This window comes from Vibrio sp. R15-SG3-ISO1B (assembly GCF_059833835.1).
In genome coordinates this window covers 44,085-65,192 of sequence record NZ_JCBDGG010000009.1, presented here as the reverse complement: position 1 = coordinate 65,192, position 21,108 = coordinate 44,085, and the positions used below count along the sequence as shown (strand labels likewise).

Here is a 21,108-nt window from a genome sequence, read left to right as displayed (position 1 = left end):
CATAGACGGGCGTATGATTGTTATCGAAGATGGGGACAGCGACACACGAAATGCCGGCCTCGTTCTCTTCATCGTCCAATGCGTAACCTCGAGCCTTGATCGTATCCAATACCTCGAAAAATTGTGTTTTATCGAGAATGGTATTTTCGGTCAGTGGGCGCATGGTACTGACATTGCGTTGCCAATAAGTCTCACGTACTCGGTCGGAACTAAATGCCAAGTAGCATTTTCCAGCGGCGGAGCAGTACATAGGAGAATGCAAGCCCACGTAGGTGCGTGTGCGAAATGCGGCATTGACGGGTTCAAACTTGTCTTTGAAGATGATGTTGTCGGCATCAAAGGCGAGAAAGTTCACCGTCTCATTGACGTCATCCAGCAGTTCAGATAGGAAAGGCTTGACGGCACCCGTCACATCAGAGTTCATTGCGGCATGACCAAGTTGAAGCAGTTTCATGGTCAGTCGATAGGCTTTGCCTGAGCTCATTTGAGCCACGTAGCCGGACTCTTCGAATGTGGACAAAATGCGATGAACAGACGATTTGTTAAATCCAGTGCCCTCGGCTACTTTTTGTAGTGAAACTCCGTTTGGGTAGTGACCCAAAAATTCCAATACAGTTAAAGCTTTCGACAACGATTTAATTTGCTCACTCATACGCGCGTTACCAATATTTTCCTATTTCAGAATGAAATTGCTCAGCAATCTCTTTGCCCTGTGCACCCGTTAAGGCTCTACCCGCAATGAAAGATTTGGCAGACAGGTGTTTAAACAAATGCAGATCGTCAGGCACAATACCACCAGTTATGGAGAGTTCAATTCCCATATCCGACAAAATCCGCATTTTATTTAGGTCTTCTGCGGTCCAGCTCACACCCGCTAGCTCCGCGTCACGAGAACGATGATAAATAGCTTGAGTGATCCCCATATCTAGCCATTGCTGGGCGTCGTCGACAGTCCAATGGCCATAGAGCTCTATCTGAACTTCGCCATCAAACTTATCGGTGACGTTTTTGGCTGAACGAATGGTTTCGATATGTGCCGCTGCGCTCACTGTCACCCAATCGGCGCCCGCTTCCATCGCCATTTCCGTCAATATCGCACTGGCGTCGGTGATTTTCATATCACAAACAACCAGGTGATTGGGGTAGCGTTTTCTAACAGCTTCCACGGCGCCAACACCATGTGAAAAAGCCAGAATGGTACCAATTTCGATGACATCGAGTTGTTCGGCGATAGGTTCAACGGCGCTGAGCGCTTGATACAGATCGGTAGAGTCGAGCGCGAGTTGCAATAGGGGTTTAGGCATGAATGTCGTCCTCAAATTGTTTAAAGAGCTGAACGAGGTGTTGATAGCGGCGGAACTTGTTCTGATAACGTTGATAGTTCTCTTTGTTGGGTTCAATACGCGTGCTGTTCCCGGTGAGTGCAGCGGTGCACTCGGTCAAAGATTGAAACTCACCCGCCCCCAACATCGCCATCATGGCCGCGCCCAGTGAGCCAGTTTCGTCGATTGCCGAGATTTCTACCGTCATACCGGTGAGATCCGCCAGCATCTGCATCCAAACTGGGCTTGACGCAGGCCCTCCTGTGACTTTTAAAACCTTGGCGTGAGGAAAGCGCAGACGCATGCGTTCTAAATGGACATTGTGACAAAAGAGAATGCCCTCCCAGATGGCCTGGATAAGATGCGCTTTTGTGTGGTGAGACTGAAGGCCGTAGAAGCCAGATTTGAGACCCAAACCTTGATTGGAACCATAGAGAAACGGGACAAAAAACACGCTGCTGCTAGCGGGCTCAAGTTGTGATACGAGAGCTTGGTTTTCGGTATGGTTAAGGACGCCATTGTCGCCCAAGTATTCAGAGAACCACTCATAATTGCCGGCAGACGTAGGGCTGGCTTCATGAATAATGTATTCGCCATCTATGACATAGTGTCCGTAGACAAAATTGTGCGCTTGCTCTGTCACAGTTTTGGCGATGCCTGACGTCACAGCCCATGTTCCCATTACGTAGTTCAGAGCGTGAGCAGACGCATTGATGCCCGAGCAGACTGCGGTCGACACAACATCGAACAAACCGCCATACACGGGCGTGCCTTCGAGCAGTCCGGTTTCATTGGCGACAGACTGAGTGATTTTACCTGCAAGCTGCGAAGGCGAAACAATGGGTGGGAGTGCGTGGAATAACTCTTCGATACCAAAGGTTTCGAGCAATGAACGGTCGTATTGACCCGTGTGAGCGTTGAAGTAGTTGCTCTCCGAAATGTTGGTGAGCTCGGCATAAACTTCGCCAGTCAGTCGATAACGCAGATAGTCATGAGACATTAAAACGGAGCCAATGTTATTGTAACGTTCGATATCGTTCTCTTTGATCCAACGAAGAATCGAAACGGGGTGCCCTGTCCATAAAGTTTGTAATGTGGTCGGGTAAATCGCTTCCGCTTTTCCCTCATTGAGCCAGTTTTTTACGATCGCCAAGGCGCGAGCATCAGAAGACATAATGCCGTGACCGAGGTTATTACCATGCCGGTCTAGCAGGTAGACGCCTTTGCCTTGTGCGGAAATACTGATCCCTTTGATTGTCTCGGGCGAAACCAGTGTGGTATCGAGTAACTGTCTGATGGCGCTGACGGCGTCGCCCCATAATGCGTCGAGATCACGTTCCACCCAACCTTTTTGCGTATTGATGACGCTGGCTGAGACCCTGGCCAGGCCAAGTTGCTTGCCTTGGGCATTGTAGAGCGCGGCTTTCATGAACGTACCGCCGGAATCGATGCCTATGTAGTGGTTCATGATGTGGACTCCAGAAGACTATTATGGATTTTGACCACCAGTTTGCGCACCGGGCGTGAATCGCCATCGTCAATATTGGTGATGTGGATGGTTTCAGGTGTAAACAGATAAAAGTGACCCGGACGGGCACGCAGCAAATTGAGCTCGATGCCTTGTCGTTGATAGAACTGCAGGTCACGTTCTGCCTGATAGGGCTCGGCGTGGGTGTGGGTGCCGTTATCCAGGGCCCATGCCATCATCTCCGTGCCTTCGAGGACGATTTGCAGATCGCTGTGATGTCGGTGCACTTCTGGAAGAAACGAGTCAATCGGTGCCTTGTCGTAGTCGAGGATCACAAACCAGGCTTTCGTTTCATCAAATCCAGGTAATGTATGGCGACCTGCGGGGAGGGCTTTCACATCCAAGCTATCTAATGTGGCTAAAAGGCGTTGAATCGCGACGGGATAGCCGGTGGCGCAGGCTGAATGTTTGAGTTGACCAACTAACATAAATAGGCTCCTTGCGCTTACACAGACGCTTTGTGATAAAAAACAGACGACAGTAAATGCGCAAGACTGGTGGGATGGTCGTTGTCGCCATCGGTGACGAGCGTGGCGACATTTTGCACCGCATCACTGGCGTTGCGCATGGCGATCCCTAACCCAGCTTGGGTGAGCATAGAGATGTCATTGTGGTTATCGCCCACGGCAACACACTCAGCCAGGGTAAGCCCTAGAGGTTCGATGTAGCGCTTGAGGGCATTCCCTTTGCTGTTGCCCTTGGACGCAAAGTCGACGCGGTCATGCCAGGAGCGCTCCCCATTAAAGTTGTCACGGACAAAAGGCAACGACAAAAAGTGGTCGACGTCGCCTTCGACGACAAACTTCCAAATATGCTCGGTTTTTGTCATCTCTTCATGGAAGTCCTGTATTTTGAAGATATTCGGTCTGTCCGTTGCTGGAAATTGGTGAGACCACTGTTCAAGCGCGTGCATGTAGTCGACGGGGTTGTGCTGTGAGTAGAGCATCGCATCACGCACATACATGACCATCTTGAGTTGGTAGTCTTGTGCGAGCGTGATGAAGGTCTCGGCATTTGGTTTGGCGATCGGGTTGGCACTAAGCACCGTGTCTGTTTTGTAGTCATACACGTACGTACCATTGCAACATATAATGGGCGTAGAGAGGCCCAATTGCTGGTAGTACGGTTTCGCCGCAACGTGGTGTCGACCGGTGACGATCACCGTGTGGACTTTTTTCGAAAGCGCTTGGATAACCTCAACAAGCGGCGAGCTTATCTCGTGCTTGGAGTTTAGAACGGTTCCGTCCAAATCGAGTGCCAACAATGAATACATAGCGCCTCCTTACTTTTGCCCGTAATAGGCGTTTTTACCGTGCTTACGCAGGTAGTGCTTATCGAGCAGCTCTTGTTGAATCGCCACTTCCGGACTGATGGCACGTGTTGCCGTTGCCATTGCTGCGATTTCTTCCATCACGACCGCATTGTGCACCGCATCAGCCCCATTTTTTCCCCAAGTAAAGGGAGCATGGCCTGCGACGACGACACCTGGCATTTCGAGCGGGTCAATCTGTCGTTGCTGGAATGTTTCAATAATCACTGTGCCGGTATTGCGTTCATAATTGGACTCAATCTCGGCTTTGGTCAGTAGGCGAGTACATGGCACATCACCATAGAAATAGTCGGCATGGGTCGTGCCTAGTGCCGGTATGTCTCTCCCAGCTTGTGCCCAAATCGTCGCGTTGCGAGAGTGGGTATGGACGATCCCGCCGATATTAGGAAAGGCTTTGTAAAGCTCAATATGGGTCGCGGTATCGCTGGAAGGGTTGAGAGTGCCTTCAATGCGTTGACCTTCTAAATCGATCACCACAATATCGTCCACGCCCATTACGTCGTACTCAACGCCCGATGGTTTAATGGCAATGACGCCCAATGTGCGGTCTATTTCAGAGACGTTTCCCCAGGTAAACGTCACTAATCCATATTTGGGTAACAGAAGGTTCGCTTTGAGTACCCTTTCTTTCAGTTCCTGATACATAGTCATGGTTATCGCTGTCCATTGTTGGGGGAGGCCATCGCTCTTGATGTGAGCGATGGCGCACTGACGTTATTGAGCGGCGAGCTTGATCTTGTTGATCATAGTGTCGCCATTTTGTTTGATATAGGCACTCCACACTGGCTGAATCGCTTCTTGGAACGCTTTACCGTCGACATCGCGGTTCACTTCCATGCCATTGGCTTCAAGCTGAGCAATCATTTGATCTTCCTTGTCGATGCTGAGCTTACGTTGCATTGCGACCGCTTCTGCCGATACTTCTTCGATGATCTTCTGCTCTTCGGCACTCAAGCCGTTGAACTTGCGTAGATTCATCGTTAAAACAAGAGGTGAGTAAGCGTGCTGAGTCAAACTTAGGTACTTCTGAACCTCATCAAACTTAAAAGAGAGGGTGACGGAAATAGGGTGATCTTGTGAGTCCACGACACCGGTTTCGAGCGCGGTATACAGCTCAGAAACAGGCAGCTGTTGTGGGTTGGCGCCGAGTTCATTGAACATGTCGTTCAGGGCTTTTGAACCGTTGACACGCATCTGCAGACCTTTGACGTCACTTGGGACTCGGATCGGTTTATTGTTATTGGTCATATTGCGATAACCATTTTCTGGGTAACCCAACCCTTTCAGACCAAAATCTTCAAAGCGCTTCAACACTTCCTGACCAGGCTCGCCATCAAGCACTTTGTATGCGGTTTGACGATCAGGGAACATGAATGGCAGCGTGAAAGCGGCTGATTCTGGCATTAGACCGTTGTAGTTGTTCAAGCCAACCATGGCCAAGTCCACGATGCCTGCTCGCGAGCCATCGATCATTTGTTTGTCACTGCCCAACTGCCCTTGAGGGTAGATATTCACGATCAACTCACCTTTCGAGCGTGCCTCGACTTCTTTTTTGAAAAATAGAGACATCTCTTGTTGCAGATCTGACTCTGGCGCTGCGTGCGCGAGTTTGAGTGTGGTGGCAGCAAACGCGTTGGAGCTAAGTGCCAGAGTGGATGCGATTAGTGTTGTTTTAAGTAGGGTTTTCATTATTGTTTCTCCGTTAGGGATTAACCAATGACGAACGACATTGGTACAGTGATGATGCTTGGAAAGATGACAAACAAAGCAAGCAGCGCCATGTAGGCAGCAATAAAGGGTAGGACTCCTTTAACGGCTGTCGACATAGGTACTCTCGCTACACCGCATACGACGTTCAGTACGGTGCCTACGGGAGGCGTAATCAGGCCGATCGAACAGTTAATCACGAACAAAAGCCCGAAATACGTGGGGTCTATCCCTGCCATTTTGATGACAGGCATAAAGAGTGGAACCAATATTAATATGGTTGGACTGAGGTCCATGACCATGCCCACGCACAGTACGAGCAGCATGATCACCGCCATCAACAATCTAGGACTGTCAACCAGTGGACCGAGCAATTCGACAAGTTGCTGAGGCAGTTGCGCGACCGTCACCAACCATGCTGCGACCATGGCACAGCCGACTAGGAACATGACCATGGCGGTCGAACGGCCAGCATTAAGTAAAATATGGTAGAACTTACTTAAGGTCAGCTCTTTGTAGATAAAGGTTGAAATAAAGATGGCGTACACGGCTGCGACAACGGCCGCTTCTGTCGGCGTGAAGATACCAAAGCGGATACCGACGATAATGATGATCGGTAGTAATAGCGCCCAAGTCCCGTCTTTCAACGCTGCGCGTTTTTCTTCTCTACTTGCTTTCGGACTGGTCTCTAGCTTTTCTTTGCGTACGGTCATGCGCCACATGAACATCAGCGTCATACCCATTAGGAGACCAGGTACAATCCCACCTAAGAAAAGGTTTTTTATCGAAATACCCCCGGCCACCCCAACGAGAATCAGAGGGATCGATGGGGGGATGACTGGCGCAATAATACCGCCTGAAGCAAGGAGCCCCATTGACGGCGCCTCTGGGTACTTGGCGGCTTTCATCATCGGATAGAGGATACTGACGAGTGCTGCCGCATCGGCCACAGCAGAGCCAGACAAACCAGCCAGTAGGACCGATGTCATGATGGCGACGTAACCCAGCCCCCCTTGACGGTGACCGACGTACGTCGATGCCAAACGGACAATCCTTTGTGATAGACCACCCGAGGCCATCACCTCTCCCGCGATGAGAAAAAACGGGATAGCCAGTAGGGTAAAGCTATCAACACCATTGATCAGCGACTGAGCCAAGATGTCGGCACTAAAGAAGTCCATATTGACCATCAACGCCATCGAGGCCAACAGCAAGGCAAAGGCAACAGGAAGGCCGAGCAAGATGGAAATAATTAGGACAGATAAGAAAATTGCGAGAGTCATAGTGGGCTCTCCTCATTGGCATCATCGAGTTGCCACTCTGGTTTGAAAATACGGACGAAAGCGATGACAGCCATTAATCCTCCAGAGATGACACCGGCTAAGTAGAAAAGCGCCGATGGCAGACCTGTCAATTGAGAAATATCAGACCAGTTCGCCATCATTTGTCGATAAGCGCCGACATAAAGCATGCCTACAGCGATCAAGACGATGCACCAACACAGACGTCTTAATACAGGCACAGCTTTGGGCATTAAGCGTTCGGAAAACTCAGAAACAGCTAGGTGTTCACCTCGGCGCAGCACAACCGCAGCGCCAAGCATGACAATCCACACAAGCCCAAGGCGAGAGAGTTCAACAGAGGGACGAAGACCAGAAGAGAAACCGTAGCGCAATACCACGTTGGTAAACACGAGCGCAATCATGCACGCCATAATAATGGCCATGAGAACGTCTATCGATTTCCATATGCTCTTGAATACACTTTGCATAACGCTTTCCTCACCTTAAGCGAACTAAAGTGACGTGATTTGTTGCCAAATGCCGTCGTTGATCTCGATACCACCTGCAGCTTCATGCTTTTTGATGAAATTGCTGATCTCTGATCCTGCGATCATGACGTTGCCGGTTTCCGCGGGCTCAGAGGCCAGAACATAGTCGCGAATACGCTGCATTTCTTGCGCATATCGACCTTTGTCCATGGTTTTACTTAGATCAATGGCGATAAGAAATTGTGATACACCGAACTCACCCCCCATGTCCTCGGTCAGAGCGGGAACGGAGTAACCACCGGAGATGGCCGTCAACATCATGTCCAGTACGATAGCCATCGAGGAGCCTTTCCAAAAACCCATTGGTAGAAGACGTTTGTTCTCCCAAAGGGTATGAGGGTCTTTGGTCAACTCACCGTTGTCGTCAAAACCGCCAACCACAGGGAGCTCTTTGTCTGCGAGGACGAAGTTTTGCAATTGGCCATAAGAGAATTGCGTCATCGAGCAATCCACAACAACAGGAGGATCGCCCGCAATCGCCATAATCAGCGGGTTGGAACCTAAGCGATGATCTTTGCCGCCCCATGCTGGCATGACGGCAATAGAGTTGGTGGACGCGATACCGGCAAAGCCTTCTCTGGCCATTTTTAACACGTAGGCCCCGCCTCTCATCCAGTGGTTTGAATTGCGCATCCCGACCATACCAATACCAAATTCTCGGGCTAGTTCCATCGCGCGTTCTGAGCAAATCAGGCCGTTTAAAACGCCCGGGCCGAAATTGCAATCCCATTGCTCCAATGCGCCCATACTGTTGACGCATTCTGGTTCAGCATTCAATTTGATTTGACCTTTATCCACTTGCTCAATGAACACCGGAAAACGGTTGATACCATGGGAATAAGTACCTTCGTTTGCCATTTCTACAAAACCCGCAGCGAGTTTGGTGGCCATCTCCGGTTTCATATCTCGAGCGAGTAAAATACGTTCGTATTCTTGTTGTAATCTGTCTGTGGATACTAAAGGCATGTCGTCTCTCCAATGTGAAATTCCATAATTCGGAATTTATTATTGTGAAAGTTTCAAAATAAAACTGTGAGCCAGGTGGTGATCCATTTTGTGGGCTTCTGGATTTTTCCCGAACTGTTATCTGGCTAATAAATGAAATAAAAAGTTTGCTTGATTCCGAATTGCGGAACAAATAATGAGGTTTGGATCAACAATCGATAGAAACTTTGCGTGAAACGAAGAGAGATAACGAATACAAGGCATGAAGTTGGGGGCTTACATCGTCATTTTCGGTGGTGCGCTCTAGTTTTGGTCAGACCCTTTAACCAAAAAAAGGGCCGTGAATGCGTAAGGTCGGGCAAAGGGAGGCGCACTGAGCGGAATTTATCGGGCTTTTCTTTTTTCCCTTGCTCTAATCAAGTAAACTTGGCTAGCCGAGTTTACGTCGATGACGTGACTCCTCATTCCTTTCCTTTGCGCAATCAGTGAGCCACTATGCTACAAAATCCTCTTCAGCTTCGCCTAGAGAAGTTAGAGCCTTGGAAACAGATTACCTTTATGGCGTGTCTGTGTGAACGTATGTACCCCAACTATGCCCTATTTTGCGAAAGTACTGAATTTGCGCAGCCGCGCATCTACCGTGACATTCTCGATAGTATTTGGGAGCAACTGACGGTAAAAACCGCCAAGGTGAACTTTGAGCGCCAGCTTGAAAAACTCGAAGAGCTGATCCCAAGCTCGGAAGATTTTGATTTCTACGGCGTGTTCCCGGCCATTGATGCGTGTGTCGGCTTATCGACGCTATTGCACGGCTTGCTTGACCGAGACTACCTCTACGACAACATGCAGAAAGTCAGCCAGCTTTCCGTGATGACGGTCGCCAACCTCGAAGAAGCGCAAACCGGCGTCGCCATTACCAATGATAACCAAAAGCAAAACGAAGCTGTATGCGCAGAGTGGGATGTGCAGTGGGCGATCTTCAGACCACTAAAAGAGGCCACCGAACGCGACATCGATTTGATTAAAGACTTACGCCTAGAGCTTAAGGACGAAGGTGTAAGTAATATTGGTGTACAACTTTAGTCATGTCGCCGTAAACTTCGCCCGAAAAGGGCGAAGATACAAAGGCATACGGTGATGAGCTTCAAACAAAAGAAAAATAATCGATAGTACGACTTTTATACACACTTGTTTCATATTTATGTGTGATAAGTTTTTCCTGTTTTATTCATAAAGTATAGGAAAAACATAATGATAAGAATGTCAGTGGTGGCAACCTTCGTTTTAGGCGCTATGTTAGTGGGTTGCAATGGCTCATCAGATACGAGCTCATCGGCTACAGCAGGAACTTACTCATTTATTGATGAACCAGTAAAAGGTTTATACTTCGAGTCAGCCACTCAAACTGGATGTACAAATGAAAGTGGTGAATATCAAGCGCTAGCGGACGAGGTAGTATCATTTTACTTGGGAGTGTGTGACGAGAATAACCAACCGACACTTGAAGATCAGAAGGTGTTGATCGGTTCAGTTTCTGTTCCTACAAGTTTAACGACTCCCTACGACTTAACTATTGATGTATCCAGTTCAAGTCAATCTGTCAATGCCGTGACGATCGCAACTTTGCTTAAATCTTTTAACTCAACCGATGCTACTGGGCGGTTAGATGTATCTGGTTTGCTGTTCAATGACAATGGCGTTGATCTTCGCAATACATTGACGACTTTGATTGCAACGCCCGATACCGATGCAACAACAGTGCTCACACTGTCGCTCTTTAACGACTTTGTCTTGGCGAATACCAACACAAATAACAATCTACAAAAAAGTAACTTTGTAGACAGCGCTACGGCTGAGTCTGAGTTGAAATCAACGTTATCTCAGCAGGGTAGCGATATTTTCACCCCAGAGTTAGTTGTTGGAAAAACCGTGACAAGACCTGACGGTAAGGAGTACGCGTTTGGGGCAGAGGCTGACAATGACTATAGTTATTTCTCGGCTTTTGGGGATGGTTGGGGCATCTTTAACTCTTTGGGAGCACAATTTAGCGCGAACTCAGGAGATCTTTACGTTGATGGATATGTAATTGGTTTGTTGGATGTAAGGACAAACAGTTGGCTTGTAACGGTCGATATCCATAATGATGATAAAGAGAAAACCGTAGAAAGATGGTCTGTCCAATAGACCATTTAAGGGGCGCTATCGGCGCCCCTTTGCTATTTGTCTGCGTTATCTTTGTCATTTTCATCACGCTTTTCAATCACGCCATGGGTTTGTTTCCACACTTCCCAGCGCTCAAACGCCAACTCTTGCATGTTGGTGGTGTGGTCGGCCTCGTCGACGATGTTCTCACCGACTAAGTGCTCGAAGATGTCCTCTAGGGTCAAAATCCCCTGAATGGTGCCGTACTCATCGACCACCATCGCCAGTTGTAAGCGTTTTGCCATCATCTGCTCAAAGGCTCTTGGCAGCGACAGAGTGTTGAGCAGCACATGAATCGGGCGCATCACCGAACCCAACTGTTTGTCGCCGTGGCCCTGCTGCTTGAGCTTATACAGCTCCAATCGGTGCACAAAGCCCAGGATGTTGTCCTTTGACTGGCTGTAAATCAGTGGGCGCGAAAACGGCGTATCTGGGTAGGCTTTGAGAAACTCTACAATCGTCATCTCAGCATCGACACGAAACACCACCGGTCTTGGCGTCATCACTTGGGTGACAGGCACATCTTGGATGCCGAGCAAGTTGGTGAGGATCTTTGACTCCCCTTCGGCAAACTCACCGCTTTCACGGGCTAAGATCGCCATCGCGGAGAGCTCATCGCGCATTTTTGGCGCTTGATGACCGCTGGCTAGGCGCTTGGTGATTTGCTCTGAAAACCACACGAACGGCGTTAGGGCCCACACCATCCAACGTAAAGCAATGGCTGAGGCCGGTGCGAGCTGACGCCAGTAGGTCGCGCCTAGGGTTTTCGGCACAATCTCAGACAGCACCAAAATGCCAAGCGTCAGTACGCCAGAGAACACGCCCAACCACTGACTGCCAAACACCACCGCCGCCTGAGCGCCTGCACTGGCGGCGCCAATGGTGTGGGCGATGGTATTGAGGGTAAGAATCGAGGCCAATGGGCGGTCGATGTCCTGTTTTAAGGTCGCCAGTTTGCTTGCCGCAGGGTGACCTTGCTGGCGAAGCTGGGCAATGTAACTTGGACTGATACTTAGTAGCACCGCTTCTAACACGGAGCAAATAAACGATACGCCAATCGCAACAGAGACGTAAATAATGAGCAGTAACATACAGTTCCTATAGCAAAAACAACCCGAAAATTGAACGCATTCAGGTAGCGTAGCATGGTATTGACGCCAGTGATAACCGACGTCGAAGCCCATTCTGAGGTTATAAATACGGCTAATTCACTGAAAAAACAAGCATCCGATCACAGTGTGAAAGTAACAAATTGTGAGTTGAAGCTCATATTATGGCTAAAAGTACGCCATGAAAGTCAAAGATCGCCGACAAACCTTTGCCAGATGGGGCATTTATGTTTTAGAGTGAGTTGAATTCGATAACCTATGAGAAGGGAAACCTAATGAACAAGACCCAATTAATCGACTTTATCGCAGAGAAAGCAGACCTATCTAAAGCGCAAGCTAAAGCTGCTCTTGAAGCAACTCTTGACGGTGTGACTGACGCACTTAAAGAGGGTGACCAGGTTCAACTAATTGGTTTTGGTACATTCAAAGTAAATCACCGTGCAGCGCGCACTGGCCGTAACCCTAAAACAGGTGCTGAGATCCAAATCGCAGCAGCTAACGTGCCAGCTTTCGTTGCAGGTAAAGCTCTGAAAGATTCTGTAAAGTAATCGACTTGTTTCATCTTCTATTGCCTTCCTAAGCACGATATTGAATCAATGACGTAAATCCGAGCTCTCAGCGACAGGGTTTATGTTGTCAAATGTCATTAGGCAATGAAACAAAATGGGTTACACTACGCCAAGGTATCGATACCTTGGCGTTTTTTATGTCTGGTATTTTTTCTGGCGTGTCCTTTCCTGCGTTGGTTTCTTGATATGAAAGTCTTATTATGAAAAAGCTTATTCTTCCTCTCTTGTTGTCTTCATTGATGGTTGGCTGCTCGTCAACGGTCTCTACTCCTAATCTTGACCAATTTTCCGAGTATTCTGGCGGCTCGGTGATGGGGGACACGACCAGTCTGTTTTGGTACACCGAATACCTCTCAAGCCCGTTTACGGCGGCCGATTACATTACGGCCGGGGAGTATGGTTGGTATAAGACCGATTACCGTTGGGATGAAGGTGAGCTGCGTGAGTTGATTCGAGAAGGTGAGCAACTGAGCCTGCAGCAGAGTAATGAGCAAGAACTCGTGCCATATCGCATTCACGCTCGCTTCAATAAAAACGGTGAGGCGATTTATCAGCAATACCGGATGGACGGCAAGGTGTTCCCGCTGCGCGCGTCCATGATGGATCAGTTACAACAAGAGGCGCGCAATATCGGTGTGCAAACCAAGCAGCAAGCGAAGCAAGGGATTGAGCTCGTCCAAGGCTACTGGGATGGCAGTGAGTTTGAAAGCTGTGAAGGGCGCAGTTACACCGAGATTGAATTCAACCAGACGCTGCCGTCGTTTGTGGTGAGCCGTTTGGCGTCGATTGATAGCTATGTGGCGTTTCTAGGCTCGACTCGCGGTAATCGTGTAGTGATCGAAGAGTTGCTGATGTTGGCGGAAGACAGCCATGATTGTCTGCAGCGGACGGTGTTGGTGGAGTAGGGGAAGAAGTGCCTAGTTCCTAGTGGCTAGTGTCTAGAGGGTGATGGGTAAGGGAAAGAAAGAGAGAAAAGGCACGCGGGGCGTGCCTTTTGTGATCATGGGGCTTAGAGAATAGCTAGGGATTACTTTTCTTGCTCACGAGCGATGGCGCGGTAGCCGATGTCATTGCGGTGGAACATGCCATCCCAGCTGATCTGTTTGGCCAGTTGGTAAGCGCGTGCTTGCGCTTCAGAGACCGTGTTGCCAAGGGCAGTGGCGCACAGAACGCGGCCGCCGTTGGTGGCGACGTTGCCGTCTTTCTCTGTGGTGCCGGCGTGGAATACTTTCTCGCCTTCCACTTCGCTGGTCGGTAGGCCAGAAATGACATCGCCTTTGTTGTAATCACCTGGGTAACCGCCCGCCGCGAGAACAATACCGATGGACGCACGTGAGTCCCATTTTGATTCTACTTGATCCAGCTTCTTATCGATGGCCGCTAGGCAAAGCTCAACCAAGTCAGATTCCATACGCATCATGATAGGTTGCGTTTCTGGGTCACCAAATCGGCAGTTGTACTCGATCACTTTGGGCGTGCCGTCGCTATCGATCATTAGACCTGCGTAAAGGAAACCTGTGTATGGGTGACCTTCTGCTGCCATGCCGCGTACGGTAGGGTAAATCACTTCATCCATAATGCGGTTGTGGATCTCAGGCGTGACCACAGGTGCGGGTGAGTACGCGCCCATACCACCTGTGTTTGGGCCGGTGTCTTTATCGCCAACACGTTTGTGGTCTTGGCTGGTGGCCATTGGCAGGACGTTCTCGCCATCGACCATCACGATAAAGCTCGCTTCTTCACCGTCAAGGAACTCTTCGATCACCACGCGGCTGCCTGCTTCGCCAAACGCGTTGCCTGCGAGCATGTCTTTGATGGCGTCTTCCGCTTCTTCCAGTGTCATCGCAACGATCACACCTTTGCCTGCCGCTAGGCCGTCAGCCTTAACCACAATCGGTGCGCCTTGTTCACGGACGTAGGCAAGCGCAGGCTCGATGTCAGTGAAGTTCGCGTAGGCGCCCGTTGGGATAGCGTGACGCGCGAGGAAGTCCTTCGTGAATGCTTTAGAGCCTTCAAGCTGAGCCGCCGCTTCTGTTGGGCCAAAGATAGGCAGACCCGCTGCGCGAAAGGCATCCACCACACCGATAACAAGCGGTGCTTCAGGACCAACGATAGTGAGCTCAATCGCTTTCTCTTTGGCAAATGCCACCAGCGCTTCGATATCTTCCACGCCGATGTTGACGTTTTCCAGTTTTGGCTCAAGCGCCGTACCCGCATTACCCGGTGCAACGAAAACCGTCTCTACTTTAGGGTTTTGCGCGGCTTTCCAGCCCAGTGCGTGCTCACGACCGCCCGCACCGATGATTAGAACATTCATTTAATAATCCTTTCAAAAGTTGGATTACTCTAAGCAGTGGGTGTGGTAGCAAGGCAGTGCTGGAATTCATCCCCGGGAGCATAGCCTAGCTATGTGACCGGGGTGAATGAAAGCGCTAACGCCGCTACCGCGCCCAATGCGACGAGTAATTAGTGACGGAAGTGGCGCATGCCTGTAAAGATCATCGCCATACCATGCTCATCGGCCGCAGCGATCACTTCGTCATCACGCATTGAGCCACCTGGCTGAATTACACACTTGATACCCGCTTCTGCTGCCGCATCGATACCGTCGCGGAATGGGAAGAAGGCATCAGAGGCCATGACGCAGCCTTCAACCTGTAGACCTTCGTCAGCGGCTTTGATGCCAGCGATTTTCGCCGAGTAAACACGGCTCATTTGGCCAGCGCCTACACCAACAGTCATGTCGCCTTTAGAGTAAACAATCGCGTTCGATTTCACGTATTTCGCGACTTTCCAGCAGAATAGTGCGTCTTTCAGCTCTTCTTCTGTAGGTTGACGCTTAGAAACCACTTTCAGGTCAGACATATCGACCATACCTTGGTCACGGTCTTGAACAAGCAGGCCACCGTTAACGCGTTTGAGGTCAAAGCCTGTGGTCTTAGTTGTCCACTCGCCACACTCAAGCAGACGAACGTTCTTTTTCGCTGCCACGATGTCGATCGCTTCTGCAGACACAGAAGGTGCGATGATCACCTCAACAAATTGACGTTCAGTGATCGCCGTTGCCGTTTTTGCATCGAGTTCGCGGTTGAAGGCGATAATGCCGCCAAACGCAGAGGTTGGGTCTGTTTTGAATGCTCGGTCGTAAGCGTCTAGGATGTTGTCGCCCAGCGCAACACCACATGGGTTCGCGTGTTTAACGATCACACACGCTGGTGCGTCGAACTCTTTCACACACTCAAGCGCGGCGTCAGTGTCCGCGATGTTGTTGTAAGAGAGCGCTTTACCTTGGATTTGGCGCGCAGTAGACACAGACGCTTCTTCTGGGTTGGCTTCCACATAGAACGCTGCCGCTTGGTGGCTGTTTTCGCCGTAGCGCATGTCTTGCTTTTTCACGAACTGTTGGTTGAAGGTGCGAGGGAATTTAGACTCTTCGTCACCCTCTTTGTTCTCTCCATATGAAGGAACCATAGTGCCGAAGTAGTTCGCGATCATACCGTCGTAAGCTGCGGTGTGTTCGAATGCCGCGATAGCGAGGTCGAAACGCGTTTCTAGAGTGAGAGATTTCTCGTTTGCGTCCATTTCCGCGATGACGCGGTCGTAGTCGTGCGCGTTGACAACGATGGCCACGTCTTTGTGGTTTTTCGCCGCAGAGCGAACCATGGTTGGACCACCGATATCGATGTTTTCCACTGCGTCTTCGAGTGTGCAGCCTTCTTTGGCAACGGTTTGTGCAAATGGGTAGAGATTCACCACCACCATATCGATTGGGTTGATGCCGTGCGTCGCCATCACGTCGTCATCTTGACCACGACGACCCAGTACGCCACCGTGAACTTTCGGGTGGAGCGTCTTAACGCGGCCATCCATCATTTCTGGGAAACCGGTGTAGTCAGACACTTCAGTGACCGCGATACCTTGCTCTGCCAATAGGCGAGCCGTACCACCAGTCGATAGAATATCAACACCACGGTCAGCGAGTGCTTGGGCAAACTCAACGATACCGGTTTTGTCTGAAACGCTTAACAGAGCGCGGCGAATAGGACGAGCGTTAGTCATGCTTCCATCTTCCTCAAATTCACGAAGTTCAATCAAATGAACGATTAACAATAGTCAGGGGTAATTTATGGCGCGTATTCTAACCAAGTTAGCGCTAAAAAGCTCGCGCAATCGTTTGGCATCGCAAAAAAATTCAAATTTATTGTTACTAGAGGGGGAGTGCCTAGTGGCGAGTTCCTAGTTCCTAGAGGGGGAATGGGAGGAAGAGGGTTAGGAGGCGTAGAGGATTTTGGCGTTGGTTGCACCTGCTTTCATGTCAGGGAGACCATCGTGGTAGAGGGTGACTTGGTTGCGGCCGGTTTGTTTGGAGTAGTACATCGCTTTATCGGCTTGGATTAGCAGGTCTTTGCTTGAGGCGACGGAGGAGGTGACCTCCGAAATACCAATGCTGACGGTAGGATGAATGGCGTGGCCGTCCACTTGGCACTCGGTTGTCGAGATTGACTCCCGGATACGCTCTGCAACGTCGTACGCGTCAATCGCGTTGGTGTGGCTGAGTACGACACCGAACTCTTCACCACCGAGACGCCCAAGATAATCGCTGCCTCGCACCACCTGTTTACAGATCTGCGCGACGTGTTTGATCACCTCATCGCCAGATAAATGACCGACTTGGTCGTTAATTTCTTTAAAGTGGTCAATGTCTATCATCAGACAAGCGAGCGGCACTTGCTGCTTTTGAGCTCGGCGCAAGGCGCTATCGAGGCCAGAGAAAAACGCGCGGCGATTGAGAATTTCCGTCAGCTCATCAGTCTCTGATAAGGTTTTTAGCTCTTGCTCTAACAGGTGCGTACGGGTGACGTCGCGCACTGACCAAATCACTCGCGGGCCGTGGGCCGAGCTTTGCGGCACGTAGCGCAGGATCGCTTCAAACCAGTTTTCGCTCTCTGCACCCATCGACTCAATGCTATCAATCGGCATCATCAATAAGTCGGTCGGGGCGATGGCGTATTTGACCACTTTGTCGCGTTTGTGCTCAAACACTTCTTCTAAGTAGCTGAGCAGTTGATTGGCTTTGTTGGCGACCAAAACGTCGCTAAGGTGGAGGCCCGTATAGCGCTCGACATCAAACCCTGCGGCAAAGTGCGCGCCGCCAAAACTGTCGGTATAGTGACCTTGCTCATCAAGAATAAAGACGTGATCAGGCAACGAGCTTAGCACATAGCTCAGCCACTCTTCTCGGCTGTCTGTTGGCATGATCTATCTTCCTGATAATTGAGCAAAAACGTTATTTTAACGGATGAGACAGCCAGTGTAATCGCTCTAGGTCACACTTCGGGTCTAAGTTGTTGCTAAATTGTCAATCTAATTAGTGATTTGAATTACTGACTTTTCGCTCAGTATCACAACGCGCTTGCAAATTGAGCTCAAATGCTCTCGCCCATTTCGATGTGATAACCAAGATCGATGCAGCTTTGCCACTCACTTTGACCTTGCAGCCGCGCAATCAGCTGCTCTGCGGCGACTCGGCCAATCGCTTCACGCGGCGTCACGACGGTGGCGAGGCGTGGCTTCATCACCTGGCTAATATCATGGCCGTGGAAACCTGCGATGGCCATGTGTTGGGGTACTTCTATGCCACGACGCTGGCACTCGTAAAACGCCCCGATGGCCAAATCATCGTTGGTGCATACGATGCCATCCACCTTGGGGTGTTCTTGTATCACTTGGCGCAGCAGTTTGGCGCCGAGCGTAAAAGAAGAGGCTTCTTCAGTGAGCAAACGGATAGGTGTGAGGCCCGCGCGGGTCATCGCATCTTGATAGCCTGCCAGCTTTTGTCGAGTACGTTCATCTAATCGCGCGGCAAAATAGGCAATGTGTTGACGGCCGTTGTCGATCAATGCTTGAGTCATCGCCTTGGACGCACTGGCATTATCAAACCCCACGGCTTGTTCGATGCGAGGGGAAACGCTGTCCATGATCTCAACCACCGGGATAGCGGCGGTTTGCAGCATTTTGCGCGCTTTGTCGGTATGGACGTTTTCAGACAAAATGATCGCATCCACATTGTAGGAGAGTAGCGAGGCAATGCTTTGCTCTTCTAGCTCCGTGCTGTAGCTGTAGTGGGCAATCATGGTTTGATAACCGGCGGGCGACGTCACCGACTCTATACCACGAATCACCTCCGCAAACACCTGGTTGGTGAGCGAGGGGACGAGCACACCGATGGCATTGGATTTGGCATTGGATAAAATATCCGGTGCGCGATTGGGGATATAACCGAGCTCATCCACCGCTTGCTGAATTTTGTCTTTCAGGGATTCAGAGACTTGAGAAGGATCGCGCAAGCAGCGACTGACGGTCATTTTGGTGACGCCAACTCGGGTGGCGATATCTTGTAATGTGGGGCGTTTTTTCTTGGTGGCCATCAAACTTATCTACAATGGATAGGGCAGTGTTACTGGTAACATCATAGCGGTAAATGGCGCGAAGTTTGTTGGTTCAGGTAACAAAAACCGCGCTCATCCAAGGTTGAGCGCGGTTTTTTTAGGCGTTTGACTGTGTCCGTGGCACATCGCTCCAGTTGAGATGGAACTTGCGATGTTCATCTTCGTCGATGCGAGAGTAGGTGTGTGAGCCAAAGTAATCGCGCTGCGCTTGCAGCAGATTGGCGGGTAAGATGGGCGTGCGCAGGCCGTCAAAATAGTTCAGCGCTGAGCTCATGGCCGGCATGGGGACGCCGAGTTGTGCACTGCGAGCTATGGTGTGGCGAAAGCCTTGATGGTAGCGCTTGAGCTGCGCGCTAAAGGTGGGTGCCAGTAATAAATGCGCCAGGGTAGGGTCTGCGTCGAACGCTTGGCGAATCGAGTGCAAAAAGCCCGCCCGGATAATACAGCCTGCCCGCCATATTTTCGCAATGGTGGCAAAGTCTAAGTCCCAGCCTTGCTCTTTTGACGTCGCGCTCATCAGATCAAACCCTTGCGCGTACGCCACCAGTTTGGCGCAGTATAGCGCATCGTGCAGATCGCTCAGCGCAGCGTCACGCTCATGTGCTTTGAGTGCAAGCGTACGTTCGGCAAAGTGATTATCGTCAAAGTACTTGTTGTCAAAGTGACAGGCCGCTTGCAGGCGCAGTGATTTTTGGCTGCTTTGCGCGCGGCTAAAGACGGCTTGAGCAATGCTCGGGGCAGGAATGCCGCTTTGCAGTGCGTTGACGGCGGTCCACAGTCCGGTGCCTTTTTGTTCCGCCTTATCGAGTACGACATCGACAAAGGCTGCGCCGGTCACTGGGTCTTGGGTTTGCAAGATGTCCGCACTGATTTCAAGCAAATAGCTGTTGAGTGCGCCTTGGTTCCAACGGGTAAATATCTCGCCAATCTCGCGAGCGCTGAGCGCTAACACGCTCGACATAAAATGGTACGCCTCACAAATCAACTGCATGTCGGCGTATTCAATCCCGTTGTGGACCATTTTCACGTAATGACCTGCGCCCGCAGGGCCAAGGTAGGCAGCGCAGGGCTCGCCGTCATCAAACGGGCCGACCGGTTGACCTTGGTTATCCACTTTCGCGGCAATCGCCGTCCACATCGGTTGAATGCGATGCCAGGCCTCTGGGTTGCCACTGGCCATCAATGAAGGGCCATGCCTGGCACCGACTTCTCCACCCGACACAGCGGTGGAGAAAAAATGACATTGTCCGTCATAGCGCGTCTCGCGTGCTTCGCTATCACGCCACAAACTATTGCCGGTATCGATGACAATATCTTGTGGCTCAAGCCCTGCCGCTAATAGGTCGTCAATGACGTTATCGACAATCTCACCAGCGGGTACTGATAGCGCGATCACCCGTGGCGTGCTGAGTGTGGTGATGAGTTGTTTGAGATCGCAGGCGACCAACAGCGCGCCGTCAGGGCTTGAGAGCGCCTTCGCCTCGTCGGCGGCACGCTGACGGTGAGCATCGCTGATGTCATAGCCCGTGACTTGAAAGCCATGCTCGACTAGGTTCAGCGCCAAACTGCGTCCCATGACGCCAAGGCCAATCATGGCGATATCGGCGTGCTTCATGCGTTTGCCTCCTTGATGGCGCTAAGCGCGCGCGCGACCACAGCATCCAATGAGCCATCGATAGGGATGTGTAAGGCTTCGTTTTCACTGGGTTCCGTTAGCGCTTCAAACTGGCTGCGCAGCATGGCTTCACCATTAAAATAGTGGTTGGCCCGTTTTTGGTGGCGTGACCAAATGGTGTCAAAATCCCCTTTGAGATACACCACCAATAATTGCTCATTGTTGCGGCGCAGTCGCTCACGGTATTCCGGCTTGAGAGCGGAACAGGCAATAACGGCCGCGTCATGCTCAAGGTAGAGGCGGTTAAGTGTGGCGAGCCAGTCGGCTCTGTCTTCATCATCGAGTGGAATGCCTTGGCGCATTTTGCTCACATTCGCGGGAGGGTGGTAATCGTCCCCGTCGAAAAAGGGCAAGGAGAGGGCGCGTGCAATCGCTTGACCGACGGTGCTTTTGCCGCAGCCCGAGACGCCCATCACTAAGATTTTTTTTGCTTTCATTGGA

At 50.6% G+C, this 21,108-nt stretch carries 21 protein-coding genes; 4 read left to right on the top strand and 17 right to left on the bottom strand.

The window, feature by feature from the left end:
* From AC6R0S_RS03065 to yiaK, 10 genes are all read right to left on the bottom strand, one after another.
* Positions 1–652: IclR family transcriptional regulator (locus AC6R0S_RS03065; RefSeq protein ID WP_500637183.1), on the bottom strand; the 652-nt coding region annotated here is incomplete at its 3' end.
* A gap of 7 nt (positions 653–659) precedes the next feature.
* Positions 660–1,304 carry a 3-keto-L-gulonate-6-phosphate decarboxylase UlaD gene (locus tag AC6R0S_RS03060; protein ID WP_500637182.1) on the bottom strand — a complete coding sequence of 215 codons (645 nt, stop codon included), beginning with the start codon at positions 1,302–1,304 and terminating at the stop codon, positions 660–662.
* Positions 1,297–2,790 (bottom strand): FGGY-family carbohydrate kinase, encoded by a 1,494-nt coding sequence (locus tag AC6R0S_RS03055; RefSeq protein ID WP_500637181.1) that lies wholly within the window; start codon positions 2,788–2,790, stop codon positions 1,297–1,299. The genes AC6R0S_RS03060 and AC6R0S_RS03055 overlap by 8 nt, the downstream gene beginning before the upstream one ends.
* Entirely contained in the window at positions 2,787–3,278 is a 492-nt protein-coding gene (locus AC6R0S_RS03050) for a NanQ anomerase/TabA/YiaL family protein (protein ID WP_500637180.1), read from the bottom strand. The genes AC6R0S_RS03055 and AC6R0S_RS03050 overlap by 4 nt, the downstream gene beginning before the upstream one ends.
* Before the next feature lie 17 nt (positions 3,279–3,295).
* Positions 3,296–4,123, bottom strand: a complete 828-nt coding sequence (locus AC6R0S_RS03045) for a Cof-type HAD-IIB family hydrolase (RefSeq protein WP_500637179.1) — start codon at positions 4,121–4,123, stop codon at positions 3,296–3,298.
* A gap of 9 nt (positions 4,124–4,132) precedes the next feature.
* Positions 4,133–4,825 carry an L-ribulose-5-phosphate 4-epimerase gene (locus tag AC6R0S_RS03040; protein ID WP_500630031.1) on the bottom strand — a complete coding sequence of 231 codons (693 nt, stop codon included), beginning with the start codon at positions 4,823–4,825 and terminating at the stop codon, positions 4,133–4,135.
* Positions 4,826–4,894: 69 nt separating this feature from the next.
* On the bottom strand, positions 4,895–5,869 hold the full coding sequence (locus AC6R0S_RS03035) for a DctP family TRAP transporter solute-binding subunit (protein ID WP_500630013.1): 975 nt from the start codon (positions 5,867–5,869) through the stop codon (positions 4,895–4,897).
* Positions 5,870–5,889: 20 nt separating this feature from the next.
* The gene (locus AC6R0S_RS03030) at positions 5,890–7,170 is read right to left on the bottom strand and encodes a TRAP transporter large permease subunit (RefSeq protein ID WP_500630012.1); all 1,281 of its coding nucleotides are present in this window, start codon (positions 7,168–7,170) and stop codon (positions 5,890–5,892) included.
* The gene (locus tag AC6R0S_RS03025; RefSeq protein WP_500637178.1) at positions 7,167–7,658 is read right to left on the bottom strand and encodes a TRAP transporter small permease; all 492 of its coding nucleotides are present in this window, start codon (positions 7,656–7,658) and stop codon (positions 7,167–7,169) included. The genes AC6R0S_RS03030 and AC6R0S_RS03025 overlap by 4 nt, the downstream gene beginning before the upstream one ends.
* A gap of 24 nt (positions 7,659–7,682) precedes the next feature.
* Positions 7,683–8,684, bottom strand: a complete 1,002-nt coding sequence (gene yiaK / locus AC6R0S_RS03020; protein ID WP_500634092.1) for a 3-dehydro-L-gulonate 2-dehydrogenase — start codon at positions 8,682–8,684, stop codon at positions 7,683–7,685.
* A 474-nt stretch (positions 8,685–9,158) separates the two neighbouring features.
* On the opposite strand from yiaK, the gene AC6R0S_RS03015 reads away from it, so the two are divergent.
* Both AC6R0S_RS03015 and AC6R0S_RS03010 read left to right on the top strand, forming a co-directional pair.
* Positions 9,159–9,746: a YjaG family protein gene (locus AC6R0S_RS03015; RefSeq protein WP_500627464.1), complete on the top strand. Its 588-nt coding sequence runs from the start codon at positions 9,159–9,161 to the stop codon at positions 9,744–9,746.
* A gap of 168 nt (positions 9,747–9,914) precedes the next feature.
* Positions 9,915–10,847, top strand: coding sequence for a hypothetical protein (locus tag AC6R0S_RS03010; RefSeq protein WP_500637177.1), 933 nt, complete (start codon positions 9,915–9,917; stop codon positions 10,845–10,847).
* Positions 10,848–10,879: 32 nt separating this feature from the next.
* On the opposite strand, the gene AC6R0S_RS03005 is transcribed toward AC6R0S_RS03010, so the two are convergent.
* A complete protein-coding gene (locus AC6R0S_RS03005; protein ID WP_500637176.1) occupies positions 10,880–11,956 on the bottom strand; it encodes a CNNM domain-containing protein in 1,077 nt (358 codons plus the stop codon).
* A gap of 293 nt (positions 11,957–12,249) precedes the next feature.
* On the opposite strand from AC6R0S_RS03005, the gene hupA reads away from it, so the two are divergent.
* Both hupA and AC6R0S_RS02995 read left to right on the top strand, forming a co-directional pair.
* A complete protein-coding gene (gene hupA, locus AC6R0S_RS03000) occupies positions 12,250–12,522 on the top strand; it encodes a nucleoid-associated protein HU-alpha (protein ID WP_100754166.1) in 273 nt (90 codons plus the stop codon).
* A gap of 221 nt (positions 12,523–12,743) precedes the next feature.
* On the top strand, positions 12,744–13,448 hold the full coding sequence (locus AC6R0S_RS02995) for a DUF1481 domain-containing protein (protein WP_500637175.1): 705 nt from the start codon (positions 12,744–12,746) through the stop codon (positions 13,446–13,448).
* 122 nt (positions 13,449–13,570) lie between these two features.
* Here the strand turns inward: AC6R0S_RS02995 and purD are convergent, their stop codons facing one another.
* The 6 genes from purD to AC6R0S_RS02965 all read right to left on the bottom strand — a co-directional run bounded on the left by purD (position 13,571) and on the right by AC6R0S_RS02965 (position 21,104).
* Positions 13,571–14,860: a phosphoribosylamine--glycine ligase gene (gene purD / locus AC6R0S_RS02990; RefSeq protein WP_500637174.1), complete on the bottom strand. Its 1,290-nt coding sequence runs from the start codon at positions 14,858–14,860 to the stop codon at positions 13,571–13,573.
* Between the two features lie 149 nt (positions 14,861–15,009).
* Entirely contained in the window at positions 15,010–16,602 is a 1,593-nt protein-coding gene (gene purH / locus AC6R0S_RS02985; RefSeq protein WP_500637173.1) for a bifunctional phosphoribosylaminoimidazolecarboxamide formyltransferase/IMP cyclohydrolase, read from the bottom strand.
* Positions 16,603–16,812: 210 nt separating this feature from the next.
* Complete coding sequence (locus AC6R0S_RS02980; RefSeq protein WP_500637172.1) at positions 16,813–17,799, bottom strand: sensor domain-containing diguanylate cyclase; 987 nt, start codon at positions 17,797–17,799, stop codon at positions 16,813–16,815.
* Between the two features lie 170 nt (positions 17,800–17,969).
* Positions 17,970–18,971, bottom strand: a complete 1,002-nt coding sequence (gene gntR, locus AC6R0S_RS02975; RefSeq protein WP_500637171.1) for a gluconate operon transcriptional repressor GntR — start codon at positions 18,969–18,971, stop codon at positions 17,970–17,972.
* Positions 18,972–19,089: 118 nt separating this feature from the next.
* Positions 19,090–20,607: an NADP-dependent phosphogluconate dehydrogenase gene (gene gnd, locus AC6R0S_RS02970; RefSeq protein WP_500637170.1), complete on the bottom strand. Its 1,518-nt coding sequence runs from the start codon at positions 20,605–20,607 to the stop codon at positions 19,090–19,092.
* Complete coding sequence (locus AC6R0S_RS02965) at positions 20,604–21,104, bottom strand: gluconokinase (protein ID WP_500637169.1); 501 nt, start codon at positions 21,102–21,104, stop codon at positions 20,604–20,606. The genes gnd and AC6R0S_RS02965 overlap by 4 nt, the downstream gene beginning before the upstream one ends.
* Positions 21,105–21,108 lie beyond the last annotated feature (4 nt).